Source organism: Streptomyces sp. NPDC050423, from assembly GCF_040655445.1.
Taxonomy (GTDB): domain Bacteria; phylum Actinomycetota; class Actinomycetes; order Streptomycetales; family Streptomycetaceae; genus Streptomyces.
Genome location: NZ_JBFAJY010000041.1, coordinates 26,487 through 40,497, shown reverse-complemented (window position 1 = coordinate 40,497; position 14,011 = coordinate 26,487). Strand labels below are relative to the sequence as shown.

General features: G+C 73.2%; 10 protein-coding genes. 6 read left to right on the top strand and 4 right to left on the bottom strand.

The features are described 5' to 3' along the window. Positions 1-135 precede the first annotated feature (135 nt). The gene (locus AB0I52_RS26470) at positions 136-1,512 is read left to right on the top strand and encodes a GH1 family beta-glucosidase (protein WP_363076621.1); all 1,377 of its coding nucleotides are present in this window, start codon (positions 136-138) and stop codon (positions 1,510-1,512) included. A gap of 55 nt (positions 1,513-1,567) precedes the next feature. Here AB0I52_RS26470 and AB0I52_RS26465 read toward each other — a convergent pair whose 3' ends face one another. Beyond that, on the bottom strand, positions 1,568-2,521 hold the full coding sequence (locus AB0I52_RS26465; protein ID WP_363076619.1) for a GNAT family N-acetyltransferase: 954 nt from the start codon (positions 2,519-2,521) through the stop codon (positions 1,568-1,570). Positions 2,522-2,728: 207 nt separating this feature from the next. On the opposite strand from AB0I52_RS26465, the gene AB0I52_RS26460 reads away from it, so the two are divergent. Next, positions 2,729-3,295, top strand: a complete 567-nt coding sequence (locus AB0I52_RS26460; protein ID WP_363076617.1) for a DUF1707 and FHA domain-containing protein — start codon at positions 2,729-2,731, stop codon at positions 3,293-3,295. A 22-nt stretch (positions 3,296-3,317) separates the two neighbouring features. Here the strand turns inward: AB0I52_RS26460 and lpdA are convergent, their stop codons facing one another. Next, positions 3,318-4,739, bottom strand: a complete 1,422-nt coding sequence (lpdA, locus tag AB0I52_RS26455; RefSeq protein WP_363076615.1) for a dihydrolipoyl dehydrogenase — start codon at positions 4,737-4,739, stop codon at positions 3,318-3,320. A gap of 96 nt (positions 4,740-4,835) precedes the next feature. On the opposite strand from lpdA, the gene AB0I52_RS26450 reads away from it, so the two are divergent. After that, positions 4,836-5,747: a LysR family transcriptional regulator gene (locus tag AB0I52_RS26450; protein WP_363076613.1), complete on the top strand. Its 912-nt coding sequence runs from the start codon at positions 4,836-4,838 to the stop codon at positions 5,745-5,747. Between the two features lie 109 nt (positions 5,748-5,856). Continuing rightward, entirely contained in the window at positions 5,857-6,888 is a 1,032-nt protein-coding gene (locus AB0I52_RS26445) for a cytochrome P450 (RefSeq protein ID WP_363076611.1), read from the top strand. Here AB0I52_RS26445 and treY read toward each other — a convergent pair. Together treY and glgX are read right to left on the bottom strand one after the other, a co-directional pair. Further along, on the bottom strand, positions 6,848-9,244 hold the full coding sequence (gene treY, locus AB0I52_RS26440) for a malto-oligosyltrehalose synthase (RefSeq protein WP_363076609.1): 2,397 nt from the start codon (positions 9,242-9,244) through the stop codon (positions 6,848-6,850). The genes AB0I52_RS26445 and treY overlap by 41 nt on opposite strands. A gap of 89 nt (positions 9,245-9,333) precedes the next feature. Next, on the bottom strand, positions 9,334-11,499 hold the full coding sequence (gene glgX, locus AB0I52_RS26435; RefSeq protein ID WP_363076607.1) for a glycogen debranching protein GlgX: 2,166 nt from the start codon (positions 11,497-11,499) through the stop codon (positions 9,334-9,336). Positions 11,500-11,855: 356 nt separating this feature from the next. Here glgX and AB0I52_RS26430 point away from each other — a divergent pair, with 356 nt between their 5' ends. Both AB0I52_RS26430 and AB0I52_RS26425 read left to right on the top strand, forming a co-directional pair. Continuing rightward, on the top strand, positions 11,856-13,088 hold the full coding sequence (locus tag AB0I52_RS26430; RefSeq protein ID WP_363076605.1) for an SAV2148 family HEPN domain-containing protein: 1,233 nt from the start codon (positions 11,856-11,858) through the stop codon (positions 13,086-13,088). An 83-nt stretch (positions 13,089-13,171) separates the two neighbouring features. Further along, complete coding sequence (locus tag AB0I52_RS26425; protein WP_363076603.1) at positions 13,172-13,900, top strand: 3'-5' exonuclease; 729 nt, start codon at positions 13,172-13,174, stop codon at positions 13,898-13,900. Positions 13,901-14,011: the final 111 nt, after the last annotated feature.

Below are 14,011 nucleotides of genomic sequence, written 5' to 3'. Positions count from 1 at the left end.
GTCGGCAGAAGCCGCGATCACCGACCGACGACACTGGATCCAGCCCGTTACTGGCGATTAAGGTCTGGTTCTGATCACTGCCCTGCCGGCTTCTGCCATACGCATTCCCTCTTACTTACGGCTGTGGAGGCCGAGATGACTGTGCCGACGTTCCCACCCGGTTTCCTCTGGGGAGCCTCCGCCTCCGCGTTCCAGACCGAGGGGGCCGCCGACACCGACGGCAAGGGCCCCTCCGGCTGGGACGCCTTCGCCGCGCAGCCCGGACGGATCAAGGACGGCACCGACACCGGGCGCGGCACCGGCTTCCACCGGCACTACCGCGAGGACGTCGCCCTGCTGGCGGGTCTCGGCGCCGACGCCTTCCGGTTCTCGGTGAGCTGGCCGCGCGTCGTTCCCGGCGGCAGCGGGCCTGTCAACCCCCAGGGGCTCGACTTCTACGACCGCCTCGTCGACGAACTCTGCGCCCGCGGGATCACCCCCGCCCCCACCCTCTACCACTGGGACACCCCGCTCCCCCTGGACGAGGCCGGTGGCTGGCTCAACCGGGACACCGCCTACCGCTTCGCCGAGTACGCGGGCATCGTCGCCGAGCGCCTCGCCGACCGCGTACCCATGTGGATCACCATCAACGAACCCGCCGAAGTGACCATGCTCGGCTACGCACTCGGTCAGCACGCCCCCGGCCGCGCCCTCCTCTTCGACGCGCTGCCCGCCGCCCACCACCAGCTCCTCGGCCACGGCCTGGCCGTACGCGCACTGCGCGCCGCGGGGGCCGGCAACATCGGCATCGCCGTCTCGCACTCCCCGGTCTGGACCGCGGGGGAGTCCGAGGAGGACCGCTTCGCCGCCGGCCTGTACGACACGCTGACCAACCGGCTTTTCTCCGACCCGCTCCTCACCGGCCGCTACCCCGACGAGAACTTCGCCGCACTGATGCCCGGCCCGGTCGAGGACGACCTGCGGACCATCTCCACCCCGCTCGACTGGTACGGGGTCAACTACTACAACCCCACACTCGTCGGCGCGCCCAGGGCCGAGGCCCTCGACACCTTCGCCGGCTTCGACATGCCCGACGAACTGCCCTTCGGGATACGGGAGATCGAGGGATACGAGACGACCGACTTCGGCTGGCCCGTCGTCCCGGACGGACTGCGCGAGACCCTCGTCCAGCTGAACACCCGCTACGGCGACCGGCTGCCGCCGCTCTACATCACCGAGAACGGCTGCGCCATCGACGAACCCGCCAGGGACAGCCGCCGGATCGCCTTCCTCGACGCCCATCTGAAGTCCCTGCGGTCGGCCATCGACGCGGGCGTCGACGTGCGCGGCTACTTCACCTGGTCGCTCACCGACAACATCGAGTGGACCGAGGGGGTCAGCAAGCGGTTCGGCCTGGTCCACATCGACTACGAGACGCTGCGGCGCACGCCCAAGGACTCGTACGCCTGGTACCGCGACATGATCGGGGAACAGAAGCGGCAGGGAGCCGGTCCGGACGAGAGCGCCGGCTAGGCGGAGGCGAGGACCCGGTCCAGGACCCGGCGGCCCGCCCCCGGCGGCGGCTCCGTCAGTCCCACACCATGTCGAAGGCGCGCTCGAAGGTGACGTACCCCAGACGCTCGAAGGACTTCGCCATCGGCACGTTGCCCACGTCCGTCGCGGCCCGGATCCGCTCCACCCCGTCCTGCCCGGCGAGCACCCGGGTGCCCTCCGTGAGGAGGTCGTCGATGTAGCCGTGACCACGCCGCGCGGGCAGCACACCGATGTACGCGATGATCGGGTTGTAGCTGTTGCGGGCCGGGATCACGAAGCCGACCGGTTCACCGCCCGGGAGTTCCGCGATCCGCCACCACTCCCGCGGAGTGGTGTAGCCGGCCAGTTCCTCGTCGTAATGCTTCTCCGCGGCCCGGCGCGCCGACAGCCCGGAGGCCAGGTCCTGTTGGCCGTGGGCGTCGAGGGTGCCCTCCATCACGGGCGCCATCAGCGCGAGGAGGTCCTCGCGCCCGGCCACCGGGCGGAAGCGCAGCCGGCCGCTGCCGGCGGGCACCGGGGTGCCCGCGCGCCACTCCAGGCGCAGCCGCTCGACGAGCATCCGGGCACCGGCGCGCTCCATGACCCGGATCCGGGCCTCGACGGCATCGCGGGTCACCGGGTCCTCGCGCCAGTCCGGCGGCACGTACCGCCCGTACTCGGGGCGTCGGCCGCCCGCGGGCACGACCGCCGCGCTCGCCGTCTCCAGCAGCCGCAGGCCCACTTCGCCGCGCTCGGGCTCGGGCAGGGTGTCGTCGAGGTCGAAGAAGTCGAGAATGAGCGGCACCTCGCCGTCCGGGCTCCACCACGCGATCCGCGCCACCACCCGCTCGCCGCGCAGGGCCACCCACATCCACTCCGGGCGGCGGCGGCCGGAGCCGAGGTCGTCCGCCAGTTCGTGGTCCAGGACGTACGACAGCCGGCGGAAGAGGCCGAGCTCCTCCGGGCCGGCGAGCGGAAGGACGGTCAGTTCGAGTGGTGCATCAGACACAGAGTCTCCAGCGACTGCGCGGGGCGCCCGGCGGTCGCCGGGACGGCACGGCGGCAGACGGTAGCAACGTCCCGCCCCGGGTGCCCCTGAATATCCGGGTGAGGAGTGTGCGCGGGGCCGCCGGGCCGGCCGGCCCGCGCAGGTCAGGAGCGAGGAAGACGCGGCCGTTCTGGACACCTTGGGGCGGTCGGCCCGACAATTGACCCCGTGACGTCCTCCTTCGAGTTCCACACGTATCCCGCGCGGCTGTCCGACGCCCAGCGCGACCGTGTTCTCGGCGTGCTCAGAGAAGGCGCGGCGCAGGGAAAGCTCTCCCACGACACCTTCATGCGGCGCATGGAGGTGGCCCTGACCGCGAACCGCTCCGAGGAGCTGGAGGCGCTCACCGCCGACCTGGACAGCGGGGGCCGCTGGTCGCGGCGGCTGATGCGGGTCGTCGGCGGGGTCTCCGGCTTCCCCGAGCGGGTGCGCAGGGCCTGGTGGGCCGAGCGGCTGCCCAAGCTGCTGCTGCCGGCGCCGAGCCCGCACCCCCTGCTCATCGGCCGCGATCCGGGCAACGGGCTGCGCCTCAGCCACGAGACCGTGTCCCGGACGCACGCCGAACTCACCGTCCACGGCGGCCGGTGGCTGCTGCGCGATCTGGGCTCGACCAACGGCACCTGCGTCAACGGACAGCGCGTCACGGGGACGGTCTCGGTACGTGAGGGGGACCAGGTGAGCTTCGGCACGATGATGTTCCGGCTCTCCGCACCCGCGCTCAGGCCGCCCGCGTAGCGCGGCCGCGGACCGCTCGCCCTCACGCCTGCTGGTGCAGTCCGCGGCCCGCCAGGGTCAGGAAGGCCTCGCCGACCGCCTCCGAGAGCGTCGGATGGGGGTGCACGTGCTGGGCGACGTCGGACGGCTCCGCGTCCCAGCCGACGATCAGCTGGCTCTCGGCGATCATCTCCGAGACGTGCGGCCCGACGAGGTGGACGCCCAGGACCCGGCCGCCCCGCTCCGCGACCACCTTCACCATGCCGCCCTGCCCGTGCACCATGCCCTTGGCGACCGCGGTCAGCGGCATCGTGTTGACCACGACGTCGTGCCCGGCATCGCGGGCCCGCTCCTCGGAGAGCCCCACCGAGGCGGTCTGCGGGGCGGAGTACGTCACCCGGGGCACCGCCGCGTAGTCCACCGGCGCCGGACGCAGCCCGGCCAGCGTCTCCGCCACCAACAGGCCCTCGGCGAACGACGCGTGGGCCAGACCGAGGGACGGCGGCGGCAGCAGGTCGCCCACCACGTGGATGCCCGGCACCGCGGTCTCCAGCCGGGCCCAGTCCCGGGGGGCCACATGCCCGCGGTCGTCGGTGCCCAGCCCGGCCGCGGCGAGCCCCAGACCGTCCGTCACCGGGACCCGGCCCACCGCGACGAGCAGCCGCTCCGCCTCCACCGTGCGGCTCTCACCGCGCGGGGTGCGGACGGTGGCCCGCACCCCGTCGTCGAGCACGGCCGCCTCCAGGAGCCGCGCACCCGTCCGCACGTCGATCCCGCGTTTCTTCAGGCCACGGGTCAGGTGCCGGGACACATCGGCGTCCTCCAGCGGTACGAGCCGGTCGGCGGCCTCCACCAGGGTGACCCGGGCCCCCATCGACCGGTGCAACGAGGCGTACTCGACGCCGATCGCCCCGCCGCCCAGCACCAGCACCGACTCCGGCAGGCCGGGGGCGAACAGCGCGTCGTCGCTGGTCACCACCCGCCGCCCGTCGGCAACGAGACCCGGCAGCACACGCGGTCGCGACCCGGTGGCGAGCACGATGCCGCGCCGGGCGGCGACCTCCCCGTACCCGCCGATCCGGGCGCTGCGCGGGCCCGTCAACTCCGCGCTTCCGCGCACCACTTCCACCGCCGCGTGGGCGAGGTGGCCGGCCACGCCGCGGTGGTTGCGGTCCACGATGTCGTCACGGGTCGCGACGAGCGCCGGCCAGTCCACCGACTCCAGGGTCGCCTTCACCCCCCACCGCTCACGGGCCTCCGCGATTCCGTCGATGAGCTCGGCGGCGTGCAGCATCGCCTTGCTGGGGACGCAGCCCCGGTGCAGACAGGTGCCGCCCACCTTGTCGCGCTCCACGAGAACCACGCGCAGACCGAGCGCCGCGGCCCGCAGCGCGGTCGAGTAGCCGCCCGTCCCCCCGCCGATCACCAGCACATCGGTCCCGGTCACCTTCTCCGTCTGTGTCATGGCCCCACCCTCCGCCCGGCCCTTGCCATGAGTCCAAGGCAATGTTTGTGTGGGTCCGATGCACAACGTTCATGGCTGAGGGCGGGGAGCGGCGCGATGAGTCTGCGTCAGATGGAGTACTTGCTCACGGTCGTCGAGGAGTCCTCCTTCACCCGGGCCGCCGAGCTGCTCCATGTCACCCAGCCGGCGCTGTCCCACCAGATCAAGGCCCTGGAGCGGACCGTCGGCGGCACCCTGCTCGAACGGCTGCCGCGCGGCGTGCGCCTGACCCCGATGGGCCGCGCCTTCCTGCCGCACGCCGAGCGGTCCGTGCGCAGCGCCGCCCAGGCCCGGCGCGCGGCGAGGGCCGCGGCCGGCGCGGAGGGCGGCGAACTCCACATCGCCACCGTGCACGCGATCGCCGTCGGCATCCTTCCCGAGGTCTTCGCCCGCTGGCGCGGCACGCACCCCGGTGTCGGCCTCGTGCTCCACGAGTACGCCACCACGGAGGCGCTGGAGGAACAGATCGAGCGCGGCACCGCCGACCTCGCCGTCGGCCCGCCGCCCGCCGACTGGCCCGGCCCGGTCGTCCCGATCGGCGAGGAGGAGATCGTCCTGGTCGTCCCGTTCGACGACCGCCTCGCCGGACGCTCTCGCGTCCGCCTCCAGGAGCTCGCCGACCGGGCCTGGGTGCGCTGTGCGATGGAGGCCGTCGTGCACGGCCGGCCGTTCCTGGACTGGGTCTGCGGCGAGGCCGGCTTCGTACCGCGTACGGCGGTGCGGACCGAGCACACCTCGACCGCGGTACGGATGGCGGCCGCCGGGGTCGGTATCGCGACCGCCCCCGCGCATGTCGTACGGGGAGCGGTCGGCGAGGACTGCGCGGTGCTCGCCGTCGACCCGCCGTGGGCCCGCCCGCTCGCGGTGTTCTCCCGCGTCGAGCTGACCGGCGCCGCCGCCGCGTTCACCGGACTGCTGGACGCGTCCTGGCCGCCGGACCCGAGAACCGGCTCACCGGGCGGGCGGTGAGCGCCCCCGTCACCCGGACGGCCGCGTGCCGACTGCGGGGGGCCCGTCCCGGTGGTCCCCTGAGGGGGACCGCGCCGCACACCGGCGCACCGACCGCCCGGGGGTACGGATGCAGGCCGACGCCCCCGGAGACATACCCGCCCCGACGCCCTCGCCCGACCACCGTGCCGCCAGGCCGTCGCGGACGCGCCGGACGGACCGCCCCGCCGGCCCGAGCCTCCTCGCCCCCGGCGCGGCCCGCGACCCGTACCGCCTCTACCGGGTGCTGCGCGAGGAGTACCCGCTCAGCTACGACGCCCCGCTGGGAGCCTGGCTGATCAGCCGGTACGACGACGTGGTCACCGCACTCACCGGCCCGGGTTTCACCGGCTTCCCGCACGACGGGGCACCGCGCGGCGGCCCCGCACCGCTCGGCCTCTGCCACGGCAGCGCCCGCTGCCTGCCCCGCGACCGGTACACGGTGGTGACCGGCACCGCGCCCCCGCACCTGGCCGAACGCGTCGAGCGGACCGCGTACGTGCTGGCCCGGCGCATCGCCGGGCGCCGGCAGGCCGATCTCGTGGAGGAGTTCTGTCACTGGCTGCCCGCCGGTACCGGGCCGTTCCGGTCCCCGTCGCGCACCGGTGGCGGCGCGGCCGCCGACGAAGGGCCCTGCACCCGGCACACCGGGCTGCGCGAGACCGCACTCGCCTCGTTGCTCGCCAACCTGCTGGACGACCCCGACCTGCTGGCCGCCCTGCGCGTCGAACCGGCACTCGTCGGCCGGGCCTGGACGGAGTCGATGCGCCGCGATCCGCCGGTCCAGGTCGTGCTGCGGCGCACCCTCACCGAGGTCACCCTCAGCGGTGGCACCCTCCCGGCACGGACCCCCGTCGCCTGCCTGATCGGCGCGGCGGGACGCGATCCGGAACGGTTCGCCGCACCGGACCTGTTCGACCCCTTCCGCCGCGACCAGGGCCGCACGATCACCACCGGCCCGGCGGGCTGCCCGGCCGTGGTGCTCGGACGGCTGGAGGCCGAACAGGGCCTGCGCGCCCTGCTGGACGCCATGCCCCGGCTCCGCTGGGCGGACGGGTTCAGGCCGGCCGCCACCGGCCTGCTCACCCGAGGCCCGCGCTCCCTGCTGGTACGGCCCGGCTGAGCAGCGCCACCGGCCGCCCGGCGAACAGCTCGGCCACCGCGGCCGTGCCGCCGGAGAACTCCCGGCCCGGCGTCAGCAGATCCCGCCACACCCCGTCGTCCGGCAGTGTCAGCTCCGTCCCGCGCCAGCCGCCCGACTCCGCCAGCCGGAGCGACAGCCGGGTCACCGCGGTGACGACCTCGCCCGAGCGGCAGAACGCCAGACAGTGCCCGGCTGCCGGGCCGGAGGCCGCCAGCGGGGCGTACGTCCCCGACTCGCCGAACACCCCGGGCCGCTCGCGCCGAAGCCGCAGCGCCGCCATGGTGAGCTCCTCCTTCTCCGAGGCCGGCGCGTCGGCGCGGGGCTTGTGGAACGGCCGCCGGTTGTCCGGGTCGACCAGCGCCAGATACTCGCGCTCGGTGCCCTGGTAGAGGTCCGGCACCCCCGGCATCGTCAGCTGCACCAGCGCCGCGCCGAGCACATTGGCCCGCACCTGCGGGGCGAGCGTGCCCGCGAACCGGTCCAGCAGCGCCCGCACCGGACCGGTGCCGGCGGCCGGACCGGCGGCGACGAAGTCCGACATCGCCCGCTCGTACCCCGGATCGGGTTCGGTCCAGCTGGTGAAGAGACCCGACTCGCGCACCGCCTTCAGCAGCGCGGGCTCCAGCCGCGCCGCCTGCTCCGCGGCCGGGAAGCCCACACAGCCGAACGCGGTCTGCCACGCCTGCCAGGCCAGCTGCGGATCGGGGGCGGCCGCCGGGGACGTCCGGGCCAGTTCCGCCACCAGCCGCGCCCATGGCCCCGGACACTCCGAGAGCACCGCGACGGTTGCCCGGACGTCGGCGCTGCGCTTGGTGTCGTGCGTGGTCAGCGCCGTGCCGGTGGCGGGCCAGTCCCGCGCGAGCCGGGTGCAGAAGGCGTGGAAGTCCTCCGGAGCCACCGCCGGCTGCCCCGGATCACCGCCCACCTCGTTGGCCGAGACCAGCGGCACGTACCGGTAGTACGCGGTGTCCTCGACCGACTTGGCCCGCAGCGCGGACGCCGTCTGCGCGAACCGGTCGCAGAACGCCGCCCGGTCGCCCCCCGGGCCGAGCCGCCCCAAAGCCAGCTCCCGCACCACATCGACGGCCGACGCCTCCTCCCGCACGGCGAACACCGCCTTGGCGTCGCTCACCGCCGTCGCGTCGAGCGCCGCCGCGGCCGACTCCGTGCAGGGTCCGCCGGCCGTCACGTACGGCCGGTAGACCGGCACCCGGACCAGCAGTTCACGCACCGCGGTGTGCAGCGCCCACGGGGCGTGGTCGCGCAGCGCGGGGTCCTCGGCGCAGACGCGCGACGCCAGCCGGGTCAGCAGGGCGGTCTCGGCGGCCAGCTCATGGGTGACGACGCGGTACGCGGCCCGGCGCACGGTCGCCTGCCAGTAGCCTCCCCGGTCGCCGGCCGGGGAGGCGGACTCCCGGTAGTGGCCGAGCAGTTCCGCGGCGCCCATCGGGTCGACGAAGAGACCGTCGATCCGGTGCAGCGCGTCGTACCCGGTCGTCCCGGCCACCGCCCAGCCGGCCGGCAGCGGCTCGGGGCCGGTGAGGATCTTCTCCACCACGGTCCACACACCGCCGCTCGCCCCGGAGAGCCGCTCCAGATAGGCGGCCGGGTCGGCGAGTCCGTCCGGGTGGTCGATCCGCAGCCCCTCGACGGTCCCGTCCCGGACCAGTTCGAGGATCTTGGCATGGGTGGCGGCGAACACCTCAGGGTCCTCCACCCGTACCCCGATCAGCTCCGAGATCGTGAAGAACCGCCGGTAGTTCAGCTCGGTCCTGGCCAGCCGCCACCAGCCGAGCCGGTAGTGCTGGGCGTCCAGCAGCTCGGGCAGGTCGAGACCCGCGGTGCCGGCCCGGAGCGGGAACTCCTGCTCGCCGTGGCGCAGCACCTCCCCGTCGACCCGGAGCCCGTCGAGCTCCTCGCCGAGCCGGCCGCCGAGCACGGGCAGCAGGATCCGCCCGTCGCCCGCCTCCCAGTCGATGTCGAACCACTTGGCGTACGGGGAGCCCGGCCCCTCGCGCAGGACCTCCCGCAGCGCGTGATTGTGCCGGGGGTCGGCCGCCATGTGGTTGGGCACGATGTCCAGGACCAGCCCGAGCCCGTGCTCCCGGGCGGTGCGGGCGAGCCGCCGCAGCCCTTCCTCGCCGCCCAGCTCGGCGCGCACCCGGCCGTGGTCGACGACGTCGTAGCCGTGCCGGGAGCCGGGCACGGCTTCGAGGACCGGGGACAGATGCAGATGGGAGACGCCGAGCGTGGCGAGGTACGGCACGGCGTCCTCGGCGGCCGAGAACGGGAAGTCCGGCTGGAGCTGAAGCCGGTACGTGGCGGAAGGCGTCATGGGGACGTTCGTACCCAGATCCGGGCCCTCTGTGTCACCCGTCGCGCACAAGGGCCCGACCGGCGGCCCCGTACCCGGCGCTCCCTGCCCTACGCGGGCCGCTGGAGCACCGCCATGCTCCGGCCCACCAGCGTCACCCGATCGCCCGCCGCCACCTTCGGCCCCGCCCCGGTCAGCACGCCGGCCGGGCGGGCCGTGTCGACGACCACATGCCACTGCCGCCCGTGATTGACCGGCACGGCGAACTCCAGCGTCTCGGCGCTCGCGTTGAACATCAGCAGGAAGGAGTCGTCGGAGATCCGCTCGCCGCGCGGTCCGGGCTCCGAGATGGCGTGCCCGTTCAGAAAGACCGTCAGGGCCTTGGCGTGCGCCGCCTGCCAGTCCCGCTGGGTCATTTCCTGGCCCTCCGGCGTGAACCAGGCGATGTCCGAGAGCTCGTCGTGCGTGCCCTCCACCGGCCGCCCGTGGAAGAACCGGCGGCGCCGGAAGACCGGATGGTCCCGCCGCAGCCACACCATGGCCCGGGTGAACTCCAGCAGGCTGCTGCCGAGCCCGTCGACGTCCTGCGGGTCCGCCTCCTCGCCGTCGTCGGCCGCCGCCCCGTCCGGGTCGGGCCAGTGCACCCAGGACAGCTCGCTGTCCTGGCAGTACCCGTTGTTGTTGCCCAGCTGGGTGCGGCCGAACTCGTCGCCGTGACTGAGCATCGGCACCCCCTGCGACAGCATGAGGGTGGCGACGAAGTTCCGCATCTGCCGCTCGCGCAGCTCCAGCACCTCGGGCCGGTCCGTGTCGCCCTCCACGCCGCAGTTCCAGGACCGGTTGTGGCTCTCGCCGTCCCGGTTGCCCTCGCCGTTGGCGTCATTGTGCTTGTCGTTGTACGAGACCAGGTCGTGCAGGGTGAATCCGTCGTGGCAGGTGGCGAAGTTGATCGAGGCGAGCGGCCGCCTGCCGTCGTCCTGGTACAGGTCGGACGAGCCGGTCAGCCGCCCGGCGAACTCGGCGAGGGTCCGGGGCTCACCGCGCCACAGGTCCCGGACCGTGTCCCGGTACTTCCCGTTCCACTCGGTCCACAACGGCGGGAAGTTCCCCACCTGGTAGCCGCCCTCGCCCACGTCCCACGGCTCCGCGATCAGCTTCACCTGGCTGACCACCGGGTCCTGCTGCACCAGGTCGAAGAACGACGACAGCCGGTCCACCTCGTGGAACTGACGGGCCAGGGTGGCCGCCAGATCGAACCGGAACCCGTCCACATGCATCTCGGTCACCCAGTACCGCAGCGAGTCCATGATCAGCTGGAGCACGTGCGGGGAGCGCATCAGCAGGGAGTTCCCGGTCCCCGTGGTGTCCATGTAGTAGCGCTGGTCCTCGGCGAGGCGGTAGTACGAGGCGTTGTCCAGGCCCCGGAAGGAGAGCGTGGGACCCAGGTGGTTGCCCTCGGCCGTGTGGTTGTAGACCACGTCGAGGATCACCTCGATGCCCGCCTGGTGCAGCGCCCGTACGGCCTGCTTGAATTCGAGCACCTGCTCGCCCCGGTCGCCCCAGGAGGCGTAGGCGTTGTGCGGGGCGAAGAACCCGATGGTGTTGTAGCCCCAGTAGTTGGCGAGCCCCGCGTCCGCCAGCCGGTGGTCCTGGACGAACTGGTGGACCGGCATCAGTTCGATCGCCGTCACCCCGAGCTCCGTCAGGTGGGCGATGACCTCCGGATGGGCCAGTCCCGCGTAGGTGCCGCGCAGCTCCTTCGGCAGCCCCGGGTGAAGCATCGTCAGGCCCTTCACATGGGCCTCGTAGATCACCGTGCGGTGGTAGTCCGTACGGGGCCGCCGGTCGTCGCCCCAGTCGAAGTACGGATTGACCACGACGGACGTCATGGTGTGCGGCGCCGAGTCGAGGTCGTTGCGCGTGTCGGGCCGGCCGAACGGATAGCCGTACACCGCCTCGCCCCACTGGATCCGCCCGGCGACCGCCCGTGCGTACGGGTCGAGGAGCAGCTTCGCGGAGTTGCAGCGGGCGCCGCGCTGCGGCTCGTACGGCCCGTGGACCCTGAATCCGTACCGCTGACCGGGCATCACCCCGGGCAGGTAGGCGTGGCGGACGAAGGCGTCGGTCTCCCGCAGCTCCACCGCCGTCTCGGAGCCGTCGTCGTGCAGCAGGCACAACTCGATTCGGTGGGCGGCCTCCGAGAAGACCGCGAAGTTGGTCCCGGCGCCGTCGTACGTGGCACCCAGGGGGTACGCCTGTCCCGGCCAGACCTGCATAGATTCGACTCTTCCACTTTGATGCGGTTGCCTGGGGAATGCGGGCTCCCTGGGGCAGATCTTCCCCGAAAGAGCGCCCCTTACCTAAGACGTCGCCCGGTCCGGTCAACATCGGGCCCCTCCATGTCGCCCGGAACCGGAATCCGGCGGCCCCAGCCGGCCGGCTGCCCGGTATGCGGCGTGGGGTGGGGTGTTTAATCACTATGAATCCGCTCACTACGGCAGATCTTGTCTCAGGGAACAGGCCTGTCCAGTAGGGGAGTTGAGAAAGGAGCCTGCGCATCCGGCTGCACCGGCTCCCGCTCCCGGAGTACCCTTCCTTGATCGTTGGTGGGGGAGTGGAAGGCGGTGCGCGGGTGAGCTCGGGAGGTTTCGAGCTGCCCCCAGGTGACACTGGTCACGAGGGGGACGTCACCGATGTGCCGCCCGGGGCGGTCTCGCTCGCCCGGCCCATGGAGATCGGTGCGGAGCTGGACTGGGGAGCGGACGCCTGGAGCGAGGTGCGCACACGTGCCCAGCGGGCCGGGCGCGCCTACATCTGGCTGAATCTCGTGGAGCAGCGGCTGCGCGCCGTGGTCGCCGCGGTGCTCCGGCCCATCTACGAACCGGTCCACGGCGAGGACTGGGTGGTGGCCGCGGCGGGGCCCGCCGGGCAGGAGTGGGTGCAGCGCGCCGTCGCCGTGCGCGAGGTCTCCCGCCGCAAGGGCTATCTGCTCGACCCGGCCGACGACAACGTCCTGAGCTTCCTCACGCTGCCTCAGCTGCGTGAGCTGATGGTCCAGCACTGGCCCTGTTTCGAGCCCTACTTCGACGACCGCCGCGATGTGGAGCTGGCCCTCGACGAGCTGGAGGTCGCCCGCAACGTGGTCTCCCGCAACCGCGCGCTCAACGAGGCGGTGCTCGCCCAGGCCGAGCGTGCCTCGGCACGGCTGCTGGAGATCCTCGGCAGCGGCGCCGCGGTCCCGTCCGCCGACCGGCTCCCCGTCGACGCCGTCGAGGAGCTGGTGGGCGACCGGTACGCGGACGTGGTCTCCGTCCACCCCGACCGGGTGCGGCTCCAGCGCCAGCTGCCCGCCGAGGACCTCTTCGGGGGAGCGCGCCGGCTGGACGCGATCGGCATAGGGCTCAATCTGCTGGTGCAGAACTTCTCCGGCCGCCGGCTGATCCGGCTCGCCGAGTCGGGCTGCCGGGTCCGGCTGCTCTTCATCAACCCGGCCAGCAGCGCGGTCAAGCGCCGGGAGCGGGAGCTGGGCCTCAAGAAGGGCGAGCTGAGCCGGACGGTGGAGATGAACATCCTCCACATGCGCCGGGTCCGCTCCAAGCTCCGCGACCCGGGCGCCTTTGAGATCCACGTCTTCGACGAGACCCCGCGCTTCACCGCCTACCTGGTGGACGGCGACGGGTCCGACGCGGTGGGGGTCGTCCAGACCTATCTGCGCCGGGCCCGCGGCATGGAGGCGCCCGTGCTGGTGCTCCGGGGCGGCGGGCGGGCGGTGGTCCGGGCCGGGCAGGACAGCGAGCACGGACTGTTCGAGACGTACCGCGAGGAGTTCGAGTCCGTGTGGACCGACTCACGGCCGGTCTCCTGAGAGGCCGTCCTCCAAAGGGCGCTGTCAGTGCCCCGTGCGAGGGTGGTCGTCACCTGGGGGAAGCACCACGAAGGAGGTACGGGATGAGCTGGCACCGGCATGCGCTGGTCGGCTTCGACCTGGAGACGACGGGTACGGAACCGCTGGAGGCCCGGATCGTGACGGCCGCGGTCGTCGCGGTCGACGGCGGTGACGGCGAACCTGCGGACCGGCACACCTGGCTGGCCGATCCGGGGATCCGGATCCCCGCGCAGGCCTCGGCGATCCACGGCATCAGCAGCGAGCGGGCGGCGGCCGAGGGCCGGCCGGCGCGCGAGGTGGCCGACGAGATCGCCGACACCCTGACGGGCTACTGGCGCCGGGACGTGCCGGTCGTCGCGTACAACGCCGCCTTCGACCTGACGCTGCTGACGGCCGAGTTGCACCGCCACGGACTGCCGTCGCTGAGCGAGCGCCTCGGCGGCGCGGGGATCGGCCCGGTGATCGACCCGTACACGATCGACCGGGCGGTGGACCGTTACCGCAAGGGCAAGCGGAATCTGGAGGCGGTCTGCGTCGAGTACGGCGTGGTCCACGGCGGGGCGCACGACGCGGGGGCGGACGCGCTGGCAGCGGTGCGGGTGGCGTACGCGATAGCCGCGCGGCACGGGTCGGTGGCCGCGCTGTCGGCGGCGGAGCTCCACGAGCGCCAGATCACCTGGTACGCGGAGTGGGCCGCCGACTTCCAGAAGTTCCTGCGCCGCAAGGGCGAGGCGGACGCGGTCATCGACGGCCGGTGGCCGGTCCGGGAGCCGGCGCCGGTCTCGGGCTGAGGGGGCGCTGCCCGGCCTTCGGCCGTGCCGTGTCCTCGATCGCCGGACGGGCTTGGATAAATAAACAAACCCGTGCCGCGCTCACCGCACGGAACCAGGGCGCCGTGACGG

Excerpts from the sequence above, each read along its gene's own strand:
- AB0I52_RS26470 (WP_363076621.1), top strand. The coding sequence starts at position 136 with ATGACTGTGCCGACGTTCCCACCCGGTTTCCTCTGGGGAGCCTCCGCC.
- lpdA (WP_363076615.1), bottom strand. The coding sequence starts at position 4,739 with ATGACACAGACGGAGAAGGTGACCGGGACCGATGTGCTGGTGATCGGC.
- AB0I52_RS26450 (WP_363076613.1), top strand. The coding sequence starts at position 4,836 with ATGAGTCTGCGTCAGATGGAGTACTTGCTCACGGTCGTCGAGGAGTCC.
- AB0I52_RS26445 (WP_363076611.1), top strand. The coding sequence starts at position 5,857 with ATGCAGGCCGACGCCCCCGGAGACATACCCGCCCCGACGCCCTCGCCC.
- treY (WP_363076609.1), bottom strand. The coding sequence starts at position 9,244 with ATGACGCCTTCCGCCACGTACCGGCTTCAGCTCCAGCCGGACTTCCCG.
- glgX (WP_363076607.1), bottom strand. The coding sequence starts at position 11,499 with ATGCAGGTCTGGCCGGGACAGGCGTACCCCCTGGGTGCCACGTACGAC.
- AB0I52_RS26425 (WP_363076603.1), top strand. The coding sequence starts at position 13,172 with ATGAGCTGGCACCGGCATGCGCTGGTCGGCTTCGACCTGGAGACGACG.